At 73.5% G+C, this 18,529-nt stretch carries 21 protein-coding genes; 6 read left to right on the forward strand and 15 right to left on the reverse strand.

What is annotated here, in order from left to right; all coding sequences use genetic code 11:
• Positions 1 to 305 precede the first annotated feature (305 nt).
• From DEJ24_RS06950 to DEJ24_RS06985, 8 genes are all read right to left on the reverse strand, one after another.
• The gene (locus DEJ24_RS06950; RefSeq protein ID WP_111077883.1) at positions 306 to 1,040 is read right to left on the reverse strand and encodes a zinc ribbon domain-containing protein; all 735 of its coding nucleotides are present in this window, start codon (positions 1,038 to 1,040) and stop codon (positions 306 to 308) included.
• Positions 1,041 to 1,042: 2 nt separating this feature from the next.
• On the reverse strand, positions 1,043 to 1,876 hold the full coding sequence (locus tag DEJ24_RS06955; RefSeq protein WP_111077884.1) for a Nif3-like dinuclear metal center hexameric protein: 834 nt from the start codon (positions 1,874 to 1,876) through the stop codon (positions 1,043 to 1,045).
• Positions 1,877 to 1,914: 38 nt separating this feature from the next.
• Positions 1,915 to 3,036: a hypothetical protein gene (locus tag DEJ24_RS06960; protein ID WP_111077885.1), complete on the reverse strand. Its 1,122-nt coding sequence runs from the start codon at positions 3,034 to 3,036 to the stop codon at positions 1,915 to 1,917.
• 131 nt (positions 3,037 to 3,167) lie between these two features.
• Positions 3,168 to 4,127, reverse strand: coding sequence for a helix-turn-helix domain-containing protein (locus tag DEJ24_RS06965; RefSeq protein ID WP_146242521.1), 960 nt, complete (start codon positions 4,125 to 4,127; stop codon positions 3,168 to 3,170).
• A gap of 66 nt (positions 4,128 to 4,193) precedes the next feature.
• A complete protein-coding gene (locus DEJ24_RS06970; RefSeq protein ID WP_111077887.1) occupies positions 4,194 to 4,622 on the reverse strand; it encodes an ATP-binding protein in 429 nt (142 codons plus the stop codon).
• Positions 4,613 to 4,951 (reverse strand): STAS domain-containing protein, encoded by a 339-nt coding sequence (locus tag DEJ24_RS06975; RefSeq protein ID WP_110904558.1) that lies wholly within the window; start codon positions 4,949 to 4,951, stop codon positions 4,613 to 4,615. The genes DEJ24_RS06970 and DEJ24_RS06975 overlap by 10 nt, the downstream gene beginning before the upstream one ends.
• Before the next feature lie 108 nt (positions 4,952 to 5,059).
• Complete coding sequence (locus DEJ24_RS06980; RefSeq protein WP_111077888.1) at positions 5,060 to 7,717, reverse strand: phosphoenolpyruvate carboxylase; 2,658 nt, start codon at positions 7,715 to 7,717, stop codon at positions 5,060 to 5,062.
• A gap of 110 nt (positions 7,718 to 7,827) precedes the next feature.
• Complete coding sequence (locus DEJ24_RS06985) at positions 7,828 to 8,496, reverse strand: heme oxygenase (biliverdin-producing) (RefSeq protein ID WP_111077889.1); 669 nt, start codon at positions 8,494 to 8,496, stop codon at positions 7,828 to 7,830.
• 76 nt (positions 8,497 to 8,572) lie between these two features.
• On the opposite strand from DEJ24_RS06985, the gene DEJ24_RS06990 reads away from it, so the two are divergent.
• The gene (locus DEJ24_RS06990; RefSeq protein ID WP_111077890.1) at positions 8,573 to 9,418 is read left to right on the forward strand and encodes a siderophore-interacting protein; all 846 of its coding nucleotides are present in this window, start codon (positions 8,573 to 8,575) and stop codon (positions 9,416 to 9,418) included.
• Between the two features lie 37 nt (positions 9,419 to 9,455).
• A complete protein-coding gene (locus DEJ24_RS06995) occupies positions 9,456 to 10,031 on the forward strand; it encodes a GIY-YIG nuclease family protein (RefSeq protein ID WP_111077891.1) in 576 nt (191 codons plus the stop codon).
• A gap of 29 nt (positions 10,032 to 10,060) precedes the next feature.
• Here DEJ24_RS06995 and DEJ24_RS07000 read toward each other — a convergent pair whose 3' ends face one another.
• The 3 genes from DEJ24_RS07000 to DEJ24_RS17200 all read right to left on the reverse strand — a co-directional run bounded on the left by DEJ24_RS07000 (position 10,061) and on the right by DEJ24_RS17200 (position 12,335).
• Entirely contained in the window at positions 10,061 to 11,041 is a 981-nt protein-coding gene (locus tag DEJ24_RS07000; RefSeq protein WP_111077892.1) for a hypothetical protein, read from the reverse strand.
• Positions 11,042 to 11,110: 69 nt separating this feature from the next.
• A complete protein-coding gene (locus DEJ24_RS07005) occupies positions 11,111 to 11,791 on the reverse strand; it encodes an RES family NAD+ phosphorylase (RefSeq protein WP_111077893.1) in 681 nt (226 codons plus the stop codon).
• Positions 11,778 to 12,335, reverse strand: a complete 558-nt coding sequence (locus DEJ24_RS17200; RefSeq protein ID WP_111077894.1) for a hypothetical protein — start codon at positions 12,333 to 12,335, stop codon at positions 11,778 to 11,780. The genes DEJ24_RS07005 and DEJ24_RS17200 overlap by 14 nt, the downstream gene beginning before the upstream one ends.
• A 129-nt stretch (positions 12,336 to 12,464) precedes the next feature.
• Here DEJ24_RS17200 and DEJ24_RS17205 point away from each other — a divergent pair, with 129 nt between their 5' ends.
• Positions 12,465 to 13,433: an acetylxylan esterase gene (locus tag DEJ24_RS17205; protein WP_111077895.1), complete on the forward strand. Its 969-nt coding sequence runs from the start codon at positions 12,465 to 12,467 to the stop codon at positions 13,431 to 13,433.
• Positions 13,434 to 13,450: 17 nt separating this feature from the next.
• Here the strand turns inward: DEJ24_RS17205 and DEJ24_RS07020 are convergent, their stop codons facing one another.
• Together DEJ24_RS07020 and DEJ24_RS07025 are read right to left on the reverse strand one after the other, a co-directional pair.
• Positions 13,451 to 13,702 carry a DUF4287 domain-containing protein gene (locus DEJ24_RS07020; protein WP_111077896.1) on the reverse strand — a complete coding sequence of 84 codons (252 nt, stop codon included), beginning with the start codon at positions 13,700 to 13,702 and terminating at the stop codon, positions 13,451 to 13,453.
• Between the two features lie 49 nt (positions 13,703 to 13,751).
• Positions 13,752 to 15,236: a reverse transcriptase family protein gene (locus DEJ24_RS07025; protein WP_111077897.1), complete on the reverse strand. Its 1,485-nt coding sequence runs from the start codon at positions 15,234 to 15,236 to the stop codon at positions 13,752 to 13,754.
• 64 nt (positions 15,237 to 15,300) lie between these two features.
• On the opposite strand from DEJ24_RS07025, the gene DEJ24_RS07030 reads away from it, so the two are divergent.
• The 3 genes from DEJ24_RS07030 to DEJ24_RS07040 are packed head-to-tail and all read left to right on the forward strand — an operon-like array spanning position 15,301 to position 16,669.
• Positions 15,301 to 15,813, forward strand: coding sequence for a heme-degrading domain-containing protein (locus DEJ24_RS07030; RefSeq protein WP_220036702.1), 513 nt, complete (start codon positions 15,301 to 15,303; stop codon positions 15,811 to 15,813).
• Positions 15,810 to 16,247, forward strand: coding sequence for an HIT family protein (locus tag DEJ24_RS07035; protein ID WP_111077898.1), 438 nt, complete (start codon positions 15,810 to 15,812; stop codon positions 16,245 to 16,247). The genes DEJ24_RS07030 and DEJ24_RS07035 overlap by 4 nt, the downstream gene beginning before the upstream one ends.
• Positions 16,244 to 16,669, forward strand: coding sequence for a RidA family protein (locus tag DEJ24_RS07040; protein ID WP_111077899.1), 426 nt, complete (start codon positions 16,244 to 16,246; stop codon positions 16,667 to 16,669). Before DEJ24_RS07035 ends, DEJ24_RS07040 begins: the two co-directional genes overlap by 4 nt.
• A gap of 18 nt (positions 16,670 to 16,687) precedes the next feature.
• Here the strand turns inward: DEJ24_RS07040 and DEJ24_RS07045 are convergent, their stop codons facing one another.
• Together DEJ24_RS07045 and DEJ24_RS07050 are read right to left on the reverse strand one after the other, a co-directional pair.
• The gene (locus tag DEJ24_RS07045) at positions 16,688 to 17,347 is read right to left on the reverse strand and encodes a copper resistance CopC family protein (protein ID WP_111077900.1); all 660 of its coding nucleotides are present in this window, start codon (positions 17,345 to 17,347) and stop codon (positions 16,688 to 16,690) included.
• 196 nt (positions 17,348 to 17,543) lie between these two features.
• Positions 17,544 to 18,503, reverse strand: coding sequence for an SDR family NAD(P)-dependent oxidoreductase (locus DEJ24_RS07050; RefSeq protein ID WP_111077901.1), 960 nt, complete (start codon positions 18,501 to 18,503; stop codon positions 17,544 to 17,546).
• Positions 18,504 to 18,529: the final 26 nt, after the last annotated feature.

The raw sequence follows: 18,529 nt of genomic DNA on the forward strand, positions 1-18,529 counted from the left end.
ACAGCCCGGCACCGCGAGGTGCCGGGCTGTCGTGTTCCATGGCGGCGTCACCGTGAGACGCCACGCAACGCGCGAGACCGCCGGATCCCGCGGCGTCTCGCCCGGACGACGGCGTCTCACGCAGACGTGCGCGTCTCAGCCGACGGGAGGCACGCGGCCGACCCGCACCGCGCCTCCCGCCAGGCACACCCCACGACGCCGGCGTCGCCGCGAGACGCCGCGCAACGCGCGAGACGCCGCCGAATTCGGCGGCGTCTCGGCGGAACGGCGGCGTCTCGGCGGCACCGAGCCTGCGAACCCGCCGCCTACAGACCGGACTCGGCCGTCCGCACCAGGATCGCGTCGCTGTCCGGGCAGAGCACGACGTCGTCCGGCGCCGCGGCCCGGATCGACGCCAGGTCGGAGTTGTTCAGCGCAACGCCGGACGCCGTCGACACGCCGCCCTGCAGCAGCGATGCCCCGAACCCGTACCGGGCCCGCTGGCGCTCGTACAGCGCGAGGAGGTCCGCCGGCACCTTGGCTGCGACGTCGGCGCGGGACTGGACCGCGGCCACGCGGTCCTTCTCGAACCGGGCGATGCCGTCGTCGCGCACCCCCATCAGGCGTCCACGCTCGGCGTCGATGTCGGCGAGCTGCGCCTCGATGTCACCGACCCGCGCGCGGAGCTGGTCGAGCTTCTCCATGACCTCGAGTTCCTGCGTCTCGAGGTCGTTCGTCCGACGGTTCAGCGAGTCGAGCTCGTTCTGCAGCCCGGCGGCGTCCTTCGCGCTGCCGACGTTCTGCAGCAGCGTGGTGTCACGCTCGATGCGTGCCTGCGCGGTCGCGGTGTCGGACTCGAGGCGGGCGAGGTCGCGTTCGGCGTCCTCCACGTCCCCCGTGGCCGCGGCGAGCTGGCTCCGCAGCCCGGCGGCCCGGGTGCCGAGTTCGGTGAGGTGCTCGCCCTTCTGCAGGGAACTGATCCGGTGTGCCAACCGGGTGATGTCGTTGTCGAGTCGCTGGACGTCGAGCAGGATGGCCTGGTCCTCGGGTGCTGCCTTCATGGTCAGGCTCCTTCGTTGGGGGCGGATGGCAGGACGGCGAAGTCCCACGGGTCGGTGCGGAGGTCGCTCACGGTGACGCGGACCCCGGTGGCGGCACGCAGCTGTTCGGCGGCGACGTCGAGCCAGAGCCACTCGGTCGCCCAGTGCGAGGTGTCGATGAGCGCGGGCCCGTCGGCCACCATCGCCTGCTCACGGAACTCGGAGGCGGGGTGGTGCCGGAGGTCGCTCGTCACGTAGACGTCGGCCGCGCGCACCTCGGGATTGCCGAGGTACGCGTCGCCCGCGCCGGCGCACAGGGCGACGGTGCGGACCGGACGGTCGTACTCCCCCGACACCCGGACCCCGGTCGCGGTGGCCGGCAGGACGTCGACGATCCGTCGGGCGAGGACGCCGAGCGCCACGGGTTCGGCGAGGACGCCGACCCGGCCGATGCCGGTCATGCCGTCGGCGGCGGGTTCGAGCGGACGCTGCTGCTGCAGGCCGAGCCGGTCCGCGAGCACGGCGGAGGTGCCGGTGGTGACGACGTCGGCGTTCGTGTGGGCCGCGAGGAGCGCGCAGCCGCCGCGCACGAGCGTCGCGAGGACCGACCCCTTGTAGGTGGACTCGTCGATCGTGGTCACACCGCGCAGCAGCAGGGGGTGATGTGTCAGCAGCAGGTCGGCCCCGGCAGCGACGGCTTCGCGCGCGGTGTCCGGCACGGCGTCGACGGCCAGGTGGACGTGTTCGACCACCGCGTCCGGGTCGCCCGAGACGAGGCCGACGGAGTCCCAGGACTCCGCCCCGGCCGCCGGCCACAGTGACTCGACGACGGACTGCAGTTCTCGGAGCGTCGGCATCCCGTCAGTGTACCGAGACGGCGGGCTCCACCCGGGTGTCAGCGACGGCCGACGAGGTGCAGCAGCCGGGCGACGACACGCGACCACCAGCCGGACGGCGCGGTGGTCGAGGCGTCGGTACGGGCCTCCCGGTCGGCCGCGCTGTCGGCGACGTCCGCCGAGACGGTGTCGTCGGTGGTCCCCGGTGCCGCGACCGGAGCGGCCACCGGGACCTCGACGGACACGACCGGCTGCTCACCGGTGTGCGCGCGGAGCACGGCAGCGAACGCCGCACGGTCGATGACGGTCGGGCCGGTGGCCGGCTGCACCAGTGGCGTCGGTCGACCGGAGGCCGGGACCGGCGGGGAGGACGGCGAGACGGTCTGGAGGCTCGACACCGGTCGGACCGCGGCCCGCGGTCCGGCGGTGGCGGGGATGCCGTCATCTGACCGGTCGTCGGCCGGGACGTCGACCGTCACCGGATCGGCCACCGCGCGGTGCGGTGCCGGCAGGAGCGAGCGGACGGCTCCGAGCCGCACGGGCGACGTGGCGGCCCGGCGCAGGGCGGCTCGCTCACGACGGTCGGCCTCGAGTGCGGCGTCGGCCAGCAGGTCGGCGAAGACCTCGCGGGCGAAGGCACGTGCACCCTCGACCTCGGCATCGGTGCTGTCGGCGACGACGGCCTCCCAGGCGGCGAGGCGAGCGAGGTCCTCGTCGCGGACGCGGACCTCGTCCTCGAGCAGGTCGATGCGTTCGATGGTGGTCCGGCCGCTGGCGGCGTCGAGCGCGACGGCGAGGTCGTCGAAGCGGAGCGCGAGGCGCTCGGGCGGCTCAGGGAAGGACGGGGCGCAGACGGCCACGTGACGGGCACGGTCGCGGCGGAAGGCGCGGTCGTCACCCGAGGTGGTGGGGGCGGCGGGCTCGGCGGCGACCGCGGGCTCGGCGTCCACCTCGGTCTCGGCGAGGGTCTCGGCCTCGGCGTCGGTCTCGAGGAGGTCGACTGCCGGCTGTTCCGCGTCCACCGAGGGCAGCACGGGACGGCGCACCGGACCCGTCACCGGGGGGACGACGAGGTCTGCGAGGTACGGCGACCGCGTGGCCGGGGCGTCGCGCAACCACTCCTCGAGTTCGCGACCGAAGGGGTCCACGAGGGGCGTGCGTGCTCCGGCCTGCGTCTCCATGTGAGGAGTATGAATATCGCACGCTCGATCGGCGCGGACATCGGCGGAGTGTCGCGGGATCCGGTGGCATGTCGCCCCGGTCGGAGCGGCGTGTCGCTGTGTCCGGGGACAGCGCGGGGCTGATCGCGGTGTCAGCCGTGCAGGGTGTCGCGGGGGTACTCCAGGAAGCGCCGGGCGTAGGCCGCCGAGAACCGACCCAGGTGCGCGAAGCCCCACCGGACGGCGACGCTGGCCACGGTGGTGTCGGTCGGTGTGCCGGCACGGAGCTCGTCTCGGACCCGGTCCAGGCGGATCCCCCGCAGCAGGGCGTTCGGTGCGACGCCGATCTGCCGCTGGAACGCCTGCTGCAGGCCGCGGACGCTCAGTCCGACGTGCTCGGCGACGTCGGTCGTGGTGATCGGGGTGTGCGCAGCGGCGTGCATGTACTCGACGGCCGATCGCACCCGCCCGGTGGCCCCGGTCGGCAGCGGGACCTGACGGGCGGTGATGCGGTGCGGGAACGTGGTCAGGAGTGCCAGGGCAGTCCGTCGGGCCGTGTCGGCGAGGGCCAGCACCGACACCGGGGCGTTGCCGAGCACGATCCGGGACGCCTCCTGCACCTGGTGGTTCCAGGCACGGACGGCCTCGACCCCGGGCGCTGCCGTGTGGTCGAAGACCAGGGTGCCGGGTTCGGTGCCGTACGCCTCGGCCGCGATCCGTTCGAGGAAGGTCCGATCGAGTTGCACCACGCTCTGCCGCACGTCGGCCAGCTCGAAGCGGTAGGGGCGTCCGGTCGGGAACACCACCGGCCGTCCGGGAGACAGCCCCAGCTCGTCGCGGCCGACGTCCAGCACGCCGCCGCCGTCCGTCACCCAGGACACGCTGACCTGGTCGCCGGAATCGACCTCGCCGACCATGCGCGCGTCGAACCGGGTCGACCGGAACGACATCGTCTGGTCGCCGACCGTCCGGAAGCGGTACCCGAAAACGCGTTCGGTCCGCTCGGGCAGGAACCCGGAGGCCTCGTAGGCCTGCTCGAACACCGCCCGGGCGGCGTCGAGGTCGGCCCCGGACGTCTCGAAGACGGTCCTGGGGTCCACGGTGGTGGTCATCCCGGGAATCGTGGCACGCACCGCGACAACTTCATGCATCTGGATGAACCTGCCGCGGGAAGCGGCTCACGCCACGCGGGTGGACTTCCGGACCGTCCAGCGGTTCTCGTCGCCGTGTCGGTCGTAGCGCAGTTCGTCGACGACCATCTGCACGAGGGCGAGGCCGCGACCACTCTCCGCCATGTCGTCCGGCAGGGTGGCACCGGCCACGTCGACGGACGCGGGGCGGCCGTCGTCGGTGATCCGGGCCTCCAGTGCGTCGCTGGCAACCGCGAGCGTCAACGAGCACGTGAGCGGGATGCCGGCGGTGGCGTGCTCGATCACGTTCGACGCGAGTTCGATGATCGCGAGTTCGAGGGCCATCCGGTCCTCGACGCTGACGGCGGGCTCGGCCGTCCAGACGTCGCTGAGGAAGTCGTGCACCGAGGAGACGTCGTCGGGCGGCGACGCGAAGTCCAACCGGTGCTCGCCCACGACGGCCCCGGTCAGACCCATTCGCGGACGGCTTCGTCGCCGTCGGCGTAGCTGCGGAGGATCTTGTCGATGTTCGACAGCTTCAGCACCATCGCGACCTGCTCGGACGGTGCCGCGATCCGGAGGTCACCACCCGCCTGGCGGGCGGTCTTCAGCGCACCGACGAGCGCTCCGAGGCCCGAGGAGTCGAGGAACTCCACGTGCGACAGCTCGACGGCGACACGAGGACGACCGCCCTCGATGACCGTCGCGACGGTCTCACGGAAGGCGGGTGCCGACACCATGTTGAGGCGTCCGGAGCACTCCAGCACCGCCGCTTCGGTGCCGGCTTCGTGTACGACGATGTCCATTGTGTGTGGGGCCCCCTCGAGAGTCTGCGCGTGCCTCATCGGAGGCTAACGGGTCCTGGCGACCGGGGGAACAGGACGCGCTGGCGTCCGTGCCCCCGGTCCGGGGGATCACCCCGTGTTCTGCAGGCCGGCGGCGATTCCGTTCACCGTCAGCAGGAGCAGTCGGTGGTCGCTGTCCGTGGTGTCGGAACTGCCGGAGGAACGGATCGCCCGGAGTGCCCGCAGCTGCAGGTGCGACAGGGCGTCGACGTACGGGGAGCGCAGCCGGACGGCCCGCGCGAGCACCGGTCGGTCCTCGAGCACGTCCTCGGCGCCGCTGATCCGCAGCACCCACGAGCGGGTCCGGTCCATCTCGTCCAGGACCTTCTGGCCGAAGTCACCGCGATCCGCGAGCGCGAGGTACCGCCGCGCGATCTGCACGTCGGTCTTCGCGAGCGACATCTCGACGTTCTTGACCAGCGCGGTGAACAGCGGCCACTCGGCGGCTGCCGTGCGGAGCAGGTCGAGGTCGCCGACCGCCTCCAGCGCGGAGCCCAGGCCGTACCAGCCTGCGAGGTTGATGCGGGCCTGCGTCCACGAGAACACCCACGGGATCGCCCGGAGGTCCTCGAGCGACTCGACGCTGAGACCACGACGGGCCGGGCGGGACCCGAGCGGCAGGAGCCCGAGTTCCTCCATCGGCGTGACACGGGCGAACCACGGTGCGAAGCCGTCGGCCTTCACGAGGTCGTAGAAGGCGGCGCGGGAGACGTCGTCGAGCTGCTGCGCCAGGTCGGCGAAGCGCTCGGCGGCGGCAGCGGTACGGGACTCGTTCGACGGCGAGGACGCGAACAGCGTGGCCGAGGCCATCTGCTCGAGGTGCCGGGCGGCGATGTCCTGGTCGCCGTACTGCGCGAAGATCACCTCACCCTGCTCGGTGAGCTTCAGGCGGCCGTCGATCGACCCGGGCGGCTGCGCGAGCACAGCCTCGTTCGCCGGGCCGCCGCCACGACCGAGCGACCCCCCGCGGCCGTGGAACAGCGTCAGCTCGACGTCGTGCTCCGTCGCCCAGGACGCGATCCGCGCCTGGGCGTCGTACAGCGCCAGGTTGGCCGACACCGGCCCGACGTCCTTCGAGGAGTCCGAGTAGCCGAGCATGACCTCGAGCCGGTGCCCGGTCGCGGCCAGACGACGCTGGAACGGCTCGGTGCGGACGGCCTCGTCCAGGATGTCGACGCTGGCGTGCAGGTCGGCGAAGGTCTCGAACAGCGGGATGACGTCGAGCACCGGAGCGGCCTCGACCGACCCGAGTGCCGCGACGGCCAGTTCGTGGACGTTCGCCAGGTCCTCGGCGGACTGGGTGAACGAGACGATGTACCGGCTGGCCGAGCGGACGCCGTAGCGGTGCTGCAGGTCGGCGATGGTGCGGAAGACGGCGAGGACCTCTTCGGTCATCGCACTCAGGTCTCCCCCGGCGCGGATCTCGGCGAGGGCCGTGCGGTGCACCTGGGAGTGCTGACGGATCTCGAGCTCGGCCAGGTGGAACCCGAAGGTCTCGACCTGCCAGACCAGGTTCTGCAACTCACCGTTCGCGGCACGCAGGGCCCCGGCGGCGGTCAGCGAGGCCTGCACGACGTGCAGGTCGGCGAGCAACTCGTCCGGGCCGCCGTACGCCAGCGGTCGGTCGTCGCGGCGGGTGGCGTCGATGCGGGCGGCGATGAACAGCAGCGCCCGACGGTGGGTCTCGGTGGGGGCGCGGATGCCGATGCGCTCGGCGACGTCCGGGTCGAGCGCCTCCTGCGCCGCGACCAGCGCGGTGAGCCCGGCGTCTCCCGGGGTGTGGTCGGCGTCGAGCGTCAGGGCGCTGCCGATGCGGGTGGCGGCCCGGGCCAGCCCGAGCAGGATGTGCTCCGCGGCGATCTCGGCGGCCTGGCGGGTGACGTCGGCGGTGACGTGCGGGTTGCCGTCGCGGTCCCCACCGATCCACGTGCCGAAGCGCACGAACGCCGGGGCCTGCACCGGGGCGCGGCCGGCGTCGTCACCCTGCAGGCGGTCGTCGAGCAGCCGGTACACCTGCGGCACGATCTCGAACAGGGTCTGGTCGAACACGCTCATCGCGGTGCGGACCTCGTCGAGCGGGGTCGGCCGGGTGGTGCGGAGCGGGGAGGTGCGGAGCAGCGTGGCGATCTCCTCGAGGAGACGACGCTCGTTCTCGGCACGGGCGGTCGCGTTCTTCGTGCGGTCGCGCTCGTCGATGAGGTCGGTGATGCGCCGGACACCCGTGGTCACCGCACGACGGCGGGCCTCGGTCGGGTGCGCGGTGAGGACCGGGTGGAAGCGCAGGCCTTCGAGACGGGCAGCGGCTTCGTCGGCGCCGACCTGCTCGACGAGCTCGACGAAGGTCGCGGGGAACGAGTCACCCGGTTGACCGCCGTCGTCGCCGCGGGCACGGAGCACCCGGACCCGGTGGTGCTCCTCGGCGAGGTTGACCAGGTGGAAGTACGAGGTGAAGGCCCGGGCGACCTCTTCCGCGCGCTCGGCGGAGAACGTGGAGACGACCGCTTCGGCGCGGGTGGCGCCGTCTTCGTCGGTGCCCTCGTACGCGTCGATGACCGCCTGGCGGAGCGCCTCGACGTCCCGCAGCAGGTCGTCGCCACCGGTCTCGCGGAGCACCCGTCCGAGCAGGTTGCCGAGGTACCGCACGTCAGCGCGCAGGTCACTGTCGACCGCTCCGCTGACGTCGTCACGCGCGCGTCCGAAGCGCGTCGAACCGTCGATCGCCGTCATCTCGTCCTTCCCGGGTCGGTCCGGGCTGTCCCGGCGTGGCAGCAGCGTACCGGGCGCCGACGCCACGTGACGACGACCGTCCGGACGGCCCGGTCGGACGCGCCCGTCGCTCAGGCCGGGTCGGCCAGGGCGGACGGGAGGCGCATCCGGTCCACGGCCGCGAGGAGCCCGGCGTCGAGACGGTAGGCCAGCTCGACCTCGGCGATCACCCGCTCCCGCTCGTCGTCGCTCCACGGGGCCGCGTCGAGCTCCGCCCGGTACGTGTCGGTGAACGCGGCCGGGTCGGCGACCTGGTCGAAGATCCAGAGCAACACGCCGTTGGTCTCGAAGCCGAACTGGTCGGCGAGCAGGCGTCCGAGGGCGTGGCCGCCGGTCAGGTCCCCGAGGTAGCGCGTGTAGTGGTGGGCGACGAACCCGCCGGGCCAGGTCGCGGCGACCTCGTTGAGCCGTCGGACGTACGCCGTCGTCGCCGGCAGGGGGGTGAGCAGCTCGTCCCAGTCCGGCCCGACCAGGTACTCCAGGTCGGCGCGGATGCCCGGCATGCGGGTGAGCCGGCTGGTCACGAACGGGGCGGCGACCGGGTGGTCCGCCATCCGGTCGGCGGCGCACTCGAGCGCGTCGTACACGAAGGCGTACTGCCCCAGGAGCGTCGCGTAGTCGGCGACGTCACACCGCCCCTCGACCAGGTCGTGCATGAAGCCGTGGCCGGCCGAGACCCCGTGCGAGCGCCGCGTCCGGACCCGCAGGGCCTCGGAGAACGGGACGACGTTCGTGCTCATGAGGTGAGGCTAACCTCACGAGGTGTCCGTCGTCACCCTCCGACGGGAAGATGCAGGAAAGGAGGCTCGTCCGACGATGAGCCCCAAGCCGAACCGCCCGCAGCACGTCCTGGTCGTCGACCGCGCCGAGCGCCTCAGCCCGCACATGGTCCGCGTCCACCTCGGGGGCCCCGGGTACGACGCCTTCCTCGAGCACGCCGACCCGGAGCGCCTGGCGACCACCGACAAGTACGTCAAGCTCATGCTCCCGCAGCCCGGCTCCGGCCTGGAACCGCCGTTCGACCTCGAGGTGCTCCGCGCGACGACGGCGAAGTCCGACCTGCCGGCCCGCCGTACCTACACCGTGCGAGCCGTCGACACCGTCGCCCGGACCATCGCGGTCGACTTCGTCGTGCACGGCACCGACGGGCTCGCCGGACCCTGGGCCGCCGCGGCCCAGCCGGGCGACCGCATCGCCCTGTCGGGCCCCGGCGGTGGCTGGGCCCCCTCCGAGGACCCGGAGGTCACCCACGTGCTGCTCGGTGACGACAGCGCCCTGCCCGCGATCGGTGCCGCCCTGGAGGCCATGGGCCCCACCGCGACGGGCGTCGCCCTGGTCGAGGTGGCCGGCCCCGCAGACGAGCAGCCGCTCGTGCACCCGGCCGGCGTCGAGCTGCGCTGGCTGCACCGCGACGCGGCGGATGCGGAGCCGGGCACGCTGCTGCTGGCGGCGACCCGCGAGCTGCCCCGTGCCTCCCGGCCGGTGAGCGTCTTCGCGCACGGCGAGCGGGCCGCGATCAAGGCGATCCGGCGGGTGCTGCAGGACGACTGGGGTCTCGAGAAGGCCGACCTGTCGCTGTCCGCGTACTGGGCGCTCGGCCGCGCCGAGGACCGGTTCCAGGAAGAGAAGCGCGAACCGATCGGCGTGGTCTTCGCGGACTGAGCCGGGGTCGTCGGTGGCCGTCGGTAGCGTTCCGCCCATGGTCCGGTCGGAGAGCGTCGCACGCTGCTGCGTCCCCGGCTGCGGGGCGGACAGCTCCCCCGACGCACCGGTGCCGCTCTGCACCGGACACGTCACGCTGGTCGCCGAGTTCGCGGCCGAGCACGTCGGGGTGGACGACGTCCTCCCGGGCCCGTGCCTGGTCTGCGGCGGACGGATCGGGATCAGGTTCCCCTCCGGCTCGGTGTGCGCCGTCTGCGAGTGGCGCTTCGGCGACGTGCCGGACGGCGAGCTCGGCGCCCCGCGGGTCGACGTCGTCTACTACCTGCGGATGCGCGACGACACCGGCGACCGGATCAAGATCGGGACGACGGCGAACCCGCGGCAACGGCTCGGCCGGATCGCCCACCAGGACCTGCTCGGGTTCGAACGCGGCGATCGCACCCTCGAACGGCAGCGGCACGCGGAGTTCGCCGCCTCCCGCTACCCGGGCACGGAGTGGTTCCGGGTGACGCCGGAGCTCCTGGCGCACGTCGACGTCGTCGCCGCCGGCGTGCCCGACCCGTGGGCGCTGCACACGCGGTGGGTGAGCGAGGCGCTGGCGCTCCGGTCCTGAGCGCCGGCGGCCGGTGTCGGCCGCGGCCGTCAGCGGGCGTAGGCGTCGACGAACAGCGGGCCGCGGATCTCGCGCAGGACGTCCACGAGCCGGTCGATCGTCCGTCCGGACACCCCGGACTCCTGCAGGTCCCACGGCCCCAGGACGGGCAGGCGTCCGGTGCGGATCCGGACGACCTCCCACCCGACGGCCCGGGTGGCGCGGTCCTTCCGGCGGTCCGACTCCTCGCGGGAGCCGACGTGTTCGAGCCCGTGTCGACCGGTGGAGTCGTACTCGATCGCGACGCGGAGCTCCGGCAGGATGATGTCCGGCCAGACCTCGACGTGGTCGTGGAGCGGCCGGTCGAGGCGGATCGCGGTGTGCTCGAACGTGAGGTCGAGGCGCTCGCGCAGCCCGGCCCGGAGCTCGGCCTCGACCGCGGACGCCGGCGCCGGCGCGCACTGGCTGACGAACGACTCCCCCGACGGCAGCCGCGGGGTCTTCGGACAGATCGTCCGGGGCGCGGTCGTCCGGGTGCCACGGCCGCGGACGCCGGTGCCGCCGGTGCGCGGGCGGGACGTGGTGCGCCGGGACGACGCGACCGCTCCGCCGGGCAGGCCCCGTGCGGGCGCGGCCGGGAGGGTCTGGCGCCCGGTGGAACGGACGGCTCGCTGCGGCACCGGGACGGCGCTCGGCCAGTCCTCGGGCAGCACCGGCCAGCGCTGCGGCTGGGCGAGCACGGCGCACTCCGGGCACCACACCGACCGGCGCCGCTCACGGCCGGGTCGAGACCGCTGCTCGCCGGGGGTGGCGACGAAGACGTGTCCGACGTCGCACTCCCACGTCAGCAGGACGTCGGCGGCCGGCGGGATCTGGGTGAGGACGACGCCGGCGTTCCAGTCGGGGTGGTACTGCCGCACCAGGACGGGCCATGACGCCCACTCCGCACGGAACTCGCCCACGGCGTACGGCACCGGGACACCGCGCGACCACTGCCGCCGGCGCCACCACGCATCCACTGGTTCGGCCACGACCGCACGGTAGGACGAGCCACCGACAGCAGCGGGACCGATCCAGCCAGGGCGTCGGGGCCGGGTCCCTCAGCGCGGCGGCGTGACGATCGTGAACCGCTCGGGCCCGGCCTGCGAGCCGTCCTCGAGCACCCGGATGCCGGACTCCCGACAGGCCGCGATGCCGTCACGGTGCACCCGCTCGGGTCGTGGCTTCCGGGGGACGCCCGCGTCGCCGAAGACCGCCCACGCGTTCGCCGCGGCGGCGCTGGTGAACCGGGTGCTGGAGCGGACCCCCGCGAACCCCGCTGCGTCGAACGCTCGCGCCCAGGCCTGCGGCACGCGGTAGTCGCCCATCGTCTGCAGCTCGGCACCGACGCCGAAGCGGACCGCCGCCGCGTCGGTCACGTCGGCGAAGCGTCGGCCGCGGGAGGCCCGCGCCGCGACGACGACCATTTCGCGCGCCCGGGCGGCGAACACGGTGTTCGTGTGCAGCGTGTGGTGCGCGAGCCGTTCCCGCACGGCCACCTCGACCGAGTCCGCCCAGTAGCAGGTGCCGCGCGGCTCGGCGAGGTCGAACCGACCGCCGTCCACCCCGTCGGCGTCGGCCGGCGTCGATGCGAACCACCAGGCGCCGCGGTCGTGCCGCTTGGCCCGGTAGAAGGTGGTGCCGCGGGACTCGGTGGCCGGGAAGTCCGTGAGGTCGAGGTCGTCCGCCGGTCCCTGCTGGGCGACGTCGGTCCGCGCCGGTTCCCGCTCAGGCGTCGGCATGCCAGGCGTGCGCGGCTCGGCGGGCGGCGTTCAGGACCGGTTCGATCCGACCGTCACGGAGCGCCTCGGCGGCCGTCGTCCCGCCGAACTCGTCCGCGACGGTGTTGAGCCAGAGCGCACTGCCCCAGGGGTCGATGCCGTCCCGGTCGATCAGGTCGAGCACCTGCCGCAGGTGCGGCAGTGGCTGGCCCGAGCGGCCGAACTGGAACGCGGGGAAGACCCGGGTGCCGTCGCCGATCTTCAGCCCGATCAGGTCGCGCTTCTGGGTGGCCTTGTGGATCGCCTGCCGGGTGACGCCACGCCAGTTCGCCAACGAGGCGGTGTCGTAGAACGGGCCGATCAGCGCATCGGCCTCGTGCTTGACGGTCGGCAGGGCGGCCAACATCCGCTCCGCCAGGGCGTCGACGTCCGCCGTGTCGGTGAGGGCGGCGTCCGCCTCACCGAGCCGGATCCGGTCGGTCAGCGCCCGCAGGAGCGCGGACTCGGCCGGGCTGAGGTCCTCCGCAGCGGCGGCGGTCCGTGTGCGGTGCAGTGTCGATTCCATCAGGACTCCTCTCGACAACCGTGTCAACCCGACGCTACTCGGGGAACGACAACCGCGTCAACCGCTCGTCTCGGTGACGTCCCCCGCGGCCGTCTTCCGTCCGGCGCGCCCTCGTGCCAGGGTCGGAACGTGTACACCGACATCACCGGACCCGACCTCACCTCGTACCGCGGCAGCGTCGCCGAACCGGACGACTTCGACGACTTCTGGCGACGCACCCTCAGCGCAGCACGCGAGCATCCGATCGCCGTCCAGGCGGACCGCGTCGACACGGGTCTGGCCACCGTCGACACCTACGACGTCTCGTTCGCCGGGTGGGACGGGCAGCGCATCGCCGCGTGGCTCACCGTCCCCGCCGGCAGCAGTGCCGACGCACCGCTCCCCGCCGTCGTCGAGTACATCGGCTACGGCGGCGGCCGCGGTCTCCCGACCGAGCGACTGCTCTGGGCCTCCGCCGGCGTCGCACACCTGCTGATGGACACGCGCGGGCAGGGCTCGAGCTGGGCCACCGGCGACACGCCCGACCCGGACGGCACCGGCCCCGCGATCCCCGGCGTGATGACGCGCGGCATCGAGTCGCCCGACACCTACTACTACCGGCGCCTCACCACCGACGCCGTCCGCGCCGTCGACGCCGCACGTGACCTCGATCTGATCGACGGCGACCGGATCGCGGTCCTCGGGGGCAGCCAGGGCGGCGGCCTCGCGATCGCCGTCGCCGGCCTGGTCGAGGGTCTCGCCGGGGTGTTCCCTCGGGTGCCGTTCCTCTGTGACCACCGCCACGCGACGCAGATCACCGACGCGTACCCGTACCACGAGCTCGTCGACTACCTGGCGACGCACCGCACCGCGACCGACCGGGTCTTCGGGACGCTCGCCTACTTCGACGGGGTGCTGCACGCGGCCCGCGCGAGCGCACCGGCGTGGTTCTCGGTCGCTCTGATGGACCCGATCTGCCCGCCGTCGACCGTGTACGCCGCCTACAACGCGTGGGCGGGGCCGAAGGAGATCACCGTCTGGGAGTACAACGGCCACGAGGGCGGCGGTCCGCACGAGGACGCCGACACGCTCCCCCGGTTGCGCGCGCTGTTCGGCTGACGAGCGGTGGGGCGGCGTCAGCGGGCGAGGGCCTGCTTGACGTAGGCGACAACCGCGTTCGCGTGGCCGTGCCCCATGCCGTGCTCGGTCTTCAGCCAGTCGACGACCTCCATGTGGCGGTGGTCGTCCAGGCGGTCGGCCGCCAGGTCGAGCCACTCCTGCACGGGTCGACCGTAGGTGGTCGCGATGCTCGGGAAGTACGACGCCGGGCCCTTCGGCTTGCTGCCGTCGGCCGGAGGTGCCGGTTCGCTGACGCGGTGCTCGCTCATGGCGTCACGGTAGCGAGCCGAGGCGCCCGGTGGAAGGTCCCGGTCCCGTTCACCACTCGATGCGGGCGAACTCCTCGTGCAACCGCACCGCGCGACCCGGGTGCACCTGGGCGAACCAGCCGATCCGGCCGAGCAGGTGCGCCCGGAAGTCCGCGTGCCCACCACGGTCCTGGGACGCCGGGCCGTGCACCACGCAGTTGTGCAGGACCGCGTGCAACCGGTCGACCTCGCGGCGGCCGGGCGCGGTCCGCTCGTTGACGACGACGCCGGTCACCGACTGGCGGACACCGGCCCGCCGGACCCGTGTCTTCCGGGCGTTGAGCCGGTACCCCTGGTCGGTGACGATCCGCTCCACCCCGCGGAGGAACGCCTCCGGTCGCCGCGCCAGTTCGGCCCCGCCGCTGAACGTCAGGTCGTCGGCGTACCGGGTGTACGCGGCACCGACCGATGCAGCCCATCCGGCAAGCCGGGCATCGAGGTGTCGCAGCACGGTGTTCGCCAGCGTCGGCGAGGTCGGGGCGCCCTGTGGCAGGTGTGCCTCGGCGAGCACCCGACGGAGCGCTGCCCGCTCGTCCGGGTCGCCCCCGGGCGGCATCGCGGTGAGGACGTGCGGCGGCACCCGGTGCGTGCAGAGGCCGGTGAGGACGTGCGCGAGCGGTTCGGCGAACCCGGCGCTCCGGAACACGCCGTACACCGACCGTGCCCGCACACTCGCGAAGAACGTGGTGAGGTCCGCGGACACCACGATCTGCTGCCCGACGTGCACGGCGGCGCCCGTGACGACGCTGCGCCCGGGCACGAACCCGTGTGCCGCGTCGTGCACCGGCAGGACCGCGAGCAACTCGTCGAGCACGGTGCGCTGCGTCCGGCGCAGCAGGTCCATCGGCTTCTCCAGCAGCCGCGGCGTCCGTCCGGGGCGACGGACCCACTCGTGACGGTGGTGGTGCAGCGGGCTGGAGGGGCCCGGCCGACGGTTCCAGCCGCGGGTGTCGGCGAGCCAGAGCAGCCGACCGACGGTCACGTCGAGTTCGCGCGCGAGCTCGGGCAGCGTGTCGACCAGCAGGCGGCTCGACACGGTCGGGACCGCCTGCACCGCGACCACACGTCGGAGCAGCACCCGCACCGGTCGGCGGTCGCGCCGCGAGTCGTGCAGGCGCACCAGCGGCGGCGATCCGGCCAGGACCGCGGCCAGTCGGCGCGGCGCATCGACGGGAGGCCGTGGGGACGCCTCGAGTGCCGCCCGGACCGCGAGTCCCACGTAGGCACGCTCCAGGCCGACGACGTCGTACCCGGCGGCGGTCAGGTGGTCGGCGTCCCAGGCGTCCGCGGCGAGGAACGCGTCGGCCAGTGCGGTGGCGACGACGTCGAGGGGCGTGGGGTTCCCGGGGGACCTGTCGGTGCCTCCGTGAGGACGCGCGCGCGGAGCGCGCCGAGCCTCTCGGGGCGTGTGGTCCTGCTGGAACTGCGTGCCCCGGGGTGACCCCGGAGAGGTCGACGCGTCACGCGCGCCGTCCGCCTCCCCCGGGAACTCCACGTGCCCACCATAGGAGGAAGCCGCTACCGTGACGAGCGACACCGCCGTCCCTGTGAGGAGCACCATGCCCGACACCACCGGAGCCCGCTACCGCGACCTGCCGACCGACGAGAAGCTCGCCGTGCTGCTCGACGAGGAGCGTGAACTCGACCACGACGCGTTCGACCTCGACGATGCCTGGGCGGTGGGGTCGTGGCTGCGGGCGACGGCGCTCGAGCGGGGGCTCGGCATCGGCTTCGCGGTGTCCTTCGGCGAGCAGCGGGTGTTCCACGCCGCGACGCCCGGGTCCGCCGCGGTCAACGACGCCTGGCTCGACCGGAAGTTCCGCGTCGTCCGGCACTTCGCGCACAGCACCCTGGCGGTGCGGACGCAGTACGAGCTGGGCGGGTCGTCCTTCGACGAGGCCGCGGCACTCGACCCCCGGCAGTACCAGGCAGCCGGCGGCGGGTTCCCGCTGTTCGTCCGCGGCAACCTCGTCGGGGCCGTCGGCGTGAGCGGGCTGGAGATGCACGACGACCACGCCCTCGTGGTCGAGGCCCTGCGCGCGCACCGCGCACGACGGGACGAGCGCCTGTGACCGGGACGGACCTCCCGGACGACTGCGTCTTCTGCCACCTCATCGAGCACGACGACCAGGGCACGGTCTGGGTCGAGCGCGAGCCGGACGCCGTGGCGTTCCGGCCGCTACCGGAGTCGGAACTCGCTCCCGGACACACGCTGGTCGTCCCGCGGGAGCACGCCGCGGGCCTGCTCGACGTGTCGCCGGACGCACTCCGGGCGACGACGTTGCTCACCCAGCAGGTCGGCCGAGCGATGCGTGCCGCGCTCGGCGCGACCGGGGTCGTCGTGCTCAGCGCGACCGGTGCTGACGCCGGGCAGAGCGTGCCGCACCTGCACTTCCACGTCGTGCCGTCGTGGCCCGACGACGGGGTGCTGCGCTGGCCGGAGGCACGGTCCGCCCACGTGGTGGACGGGGACGCGTCGGCGATGCTCGCGGAGATGTTCGAGTGACGGACGCCGAGCGGCCGTCGGCGGTCCGGCTCCTCCGGTCCGCCGCGCTGAGCCCGACGGAGTACGCGTGCGCCGCGACCGCTCCGGCACACGCTCGACTCGTGTTCCTCGCCGGGTCGTGCCCACTCGACGCGGACGGCGCCACCGTGGCGCCCGGTGACCACGCGGCCCAGGCCGAGCAGTGCATCGTGAACCTGCGGCAGGCACTGGCCGACGCCGGGGCACGGATGACCGACGTCATCAGCACACGTGTGCTCGTGGCATCGTCCCGCCAGGCTGACCTGGTCGCCGCCTGGCAGGTCGTCCGCGACGCGTTCGGCGAGCACGATGTGCCCAGCACGCTGCTCGGCGTCACCATCCTCGGGTACGACGACCAGCTGGTCGAGGTCGAGGCGGTGGCCGCGGTCGTCGACGCGCCCTGAGGCAGCCGATGGCCAGGCTCAGTCGTCGGCGGGGACCGACCGACGGCGGCTCGCCAGGAGGGCGACGACGCCGAGGACCACGACGATCGCCACACCGCCGACCACCCAGGGCAGCGCGCTCGACGACCCGTCGCCGTCGGCCCCCACCGCGGTGTCCGCGACGGGGGTCGGCGTCGTCGTGACCGACGTGCCGGACGACCCACGGGCCTCCCGGCTCGGTGTGGCGGTGGGCGTGACCGTCGGTCCGGCGACCGCGGTCTGCGCCGCCTGCACCGTGAACGCGACCTGCCCGTCGATCGGGTGGCCATCCGGCGAGACGTACCGCCAGAGCATCGTGTGCGGCCCCGCCGACAGCTGCACCTGCTTCGACATGGTCGTCCCGGCGACGGTGACGTCGCCGGTCGACTCGTCCTGCCCGGCCTGGTCGCGGACCTCGATCCGGAGGCCCGCGTCGAGTCCCGCGAGCGGCGCCTCGGTGAACGTCAGGTCCACCTGGCGCAGGTCGCTCGCCACGACGCCACCCTCGGCAGGCGTGCTGCCGGTGAGGCCCGAGTGGGCGGACGCCGGTGCGGCGGTCGCGAGCCCGGTGAGGACCGTCGCGAGGGCGATCACCGACCCGAGCACGGTGCGCAGGGTGGGCGTGGTCCGGGTGCGGCTGCTGCTCGCGGTCGATGGCACCCTTCGACCCTACGGGGCGCGGATGTCAGTGGTCGCGCGCCGGTAGGGTCCGACGGGTGGGGAACCAGCTGACACTGCTCATCCGTCCGGCCTCGGCCGACGAGGCGTCCGCGGCCGCCTCGGATGACCCGACCGCGGTCACCTGCCCCTGCCGCCCGACCTCGGCACAGGACCGGGATCGGGACGGGCAGCGACGTCAGCGGCGACCGCGCCGGACCACGAGCGTGACGAGCCCGGCCAGGCCGAGCCACACGAGCGGGCGCGTGACACGGCGGCGCTTCGCGACCCAGCCGCCGTCGGTGGCGTTGCCGGCGTCGTTCGGGGCGTAGAGGTTGCCGTCCGTCGGTGCCTGGTGCCCGCGGAGCGCGAAGACCTCGACCGCGGGTGTCGTGATGCGGTGGAACAGCCACGGCACGATGAACTCGGCGGCGACGAACGACGCCTGGAGGCGGCCGACGTAGCGGTTGCGCTTCGGGTGCACGGCCTGCGCGACGACGGCCTTGGCGGCCCGCTGCACGGAGACGGTGGGCGGCAGCGGGTGCGAGGCCTTGTCGGTGTAGTTCGCGCCGTTCTGGTAGATCGGGGTGTCGATCGTCGACGGCAGCACCGCGCCGAAGCGGATGCCGGTGCCCTGGTGCTCGTCGGCCAGGACGTCCATCAGCCCGAGGGCGGCGTGCTTGCTCGTCACGTAGGCCGACTGGTACGGCGCGGAGAGCAGCGACTGGATCGAGCCGACGAGGACGTAGGTGCCTTCGCCGCGCTGCTTCCAGTGCGGCAGCAGGGCCTTGACCGCGTGGACGTGCCCGTGCAGGTTGGTGTCGACGACGCGCTTGAACGCCTCGGTCGGGGTCTGCTCGAACAGGCCGTACACGAAGAGCGCCGCGTTGCCGACGAACACGTCGATGCGACCGAAGCGGGTGGTGACGGTGGCGACGAGGTCGTTGACCTGCCGCTCCTCGGCGACGTCCGTGGGGATCGCGACGGCCTCGACACCGAGCGCGCGGCACTCGGCGGCCGCGGCCTCCAGACTCTCCTTCCCGCGTGCGGCGAGGACGAGCGTGGCGCCCTGCTTGGCGAACTCGTGCGCAGCAGCCCGGCCGATGCCGCTCGATGCTCCGGTGATGACGACGACCTTGCCGCGGAAACGATGACCCATGCGTCCTGACTACCCGCCCGCACTGG

Origin of the sequence: Curtobacterium sp. MCPF17_001, from assembly GCF_003234615.1 — a bacterium.
Taxonomy (GTDB): Bacteria; Actinomycetota; Actinomycetes; order Actinomycetales; family Microbacteriaceae; genus Curtobacterium.

Bases quoted from the DNA above. Each gene is read 5' to 3' on its own strand.
- DEJ24_RS06955 (WP_111077884.1), bottom strand. From the start codon at position 1,876: ATGCCGACGCTCCGAGAACTGCAGTCCGTCGTCGAGTCACTGTGGCCG.
- DEJ24_RS06970 (WP_111077887.1), bottom strand. From the start codon at position 4,622: ATGGGTCTGACCGGGGCCGTCGTGGGCGAGCACCGGTTGGACTTCGCG.
- DEJ24_RS07050 (WP_111077901.1), bottom strand. From the start codon at position 18,503: ATGGGTCATCGTTTCCGCGGCAAGGTCGTCGTCATCACCGGAGCATCG.
- DEJ24_RS06950 (WP_111077883.1), bottom strand. From the start codon at position 1,040: ATGAAGGCAGCACCCGAGGACCAGGCCATCCTGCTCGACGTCCAGCGA.
- DEJ24_RS17200 (WP_111077894.1), bottom strand. From the start codon at position 12,335: ATGGAATCGACACTGCACCGCACACGGACCGCCGCCGCTGCGGAGGAC.
- DEJ24_RS06995 (WP_111077891.1), top strand. From the start codon at position 9,456: ATGGTCCGGTCGGAGAGCGTCGCACGCTGCTGCGTCCCCGGCTGCGGG.
- DEJ24_RS07005 (WP_111077893.1), bottom strand. From the start codon at position 11,791: ATGCCGACGCCTGAGCGGGAACCGGCGCGGACCGACGTCGCCCAGCAG.
- DEJ24_RS06965 (WP_146242521.1), bottom strand. From the start codon at position 4,127: ATGACCACCACCGTGGACCCCAGGACCGTCTTCGAGACGTCCGGGGCC.
- DEJ24_RS06975 (WP_110904558.1), bottom strand. From the start codon at position 4,951: ATGGACATCGTCGTACACGAAGCCGGCACCGAAGCGGCGGTGCTGGAG.
- DEJ24_RS06960 (WP_111077885.1), bottom strand. From the start codon at position 3,036: ATGGAGACGCAGGCCGGAGCACGCACGCCCCTCGTGGACCCCTTCGGT.
- DEJ24_RS06980 (WP_111077888.1), bottom strand. From the start codon at position 7,717: ATGACGGCGATCGACGGTTCGACGCGCTTCGGACGCGCGCGTGACGAC.
- DEJ24_RS06985 (WP_111077889.1), bottom strand. From the start codon at position 8,496: ATGAGCACGAACGTCGTCCCGTTCTCCGAGGCCCTGCGGGTCCGGACG.
- DEJ24_RS06990 (WP_111077890.1), top strand. From the start codon at position 8,573: ATGAGCCCCAAGCCGAACCGCCCGCAGCACGTCCTGGTCGTCGACCGC.
- DEJ24_RS07030 (WP_220036702.1), top strand. From the start codon at position 15,301: ATGCCCGACACCACCGGAGCCCGCTACCGCGACCTGCCGACCGACGAG.
- DEJ24_RS07020 (WP_111077896.1), bottom strand. From the start codon at position 13,702: ATGAGCGAGCACCGCGTCAGCGAACCGGCACCTCCGGCCGACGGCAGC.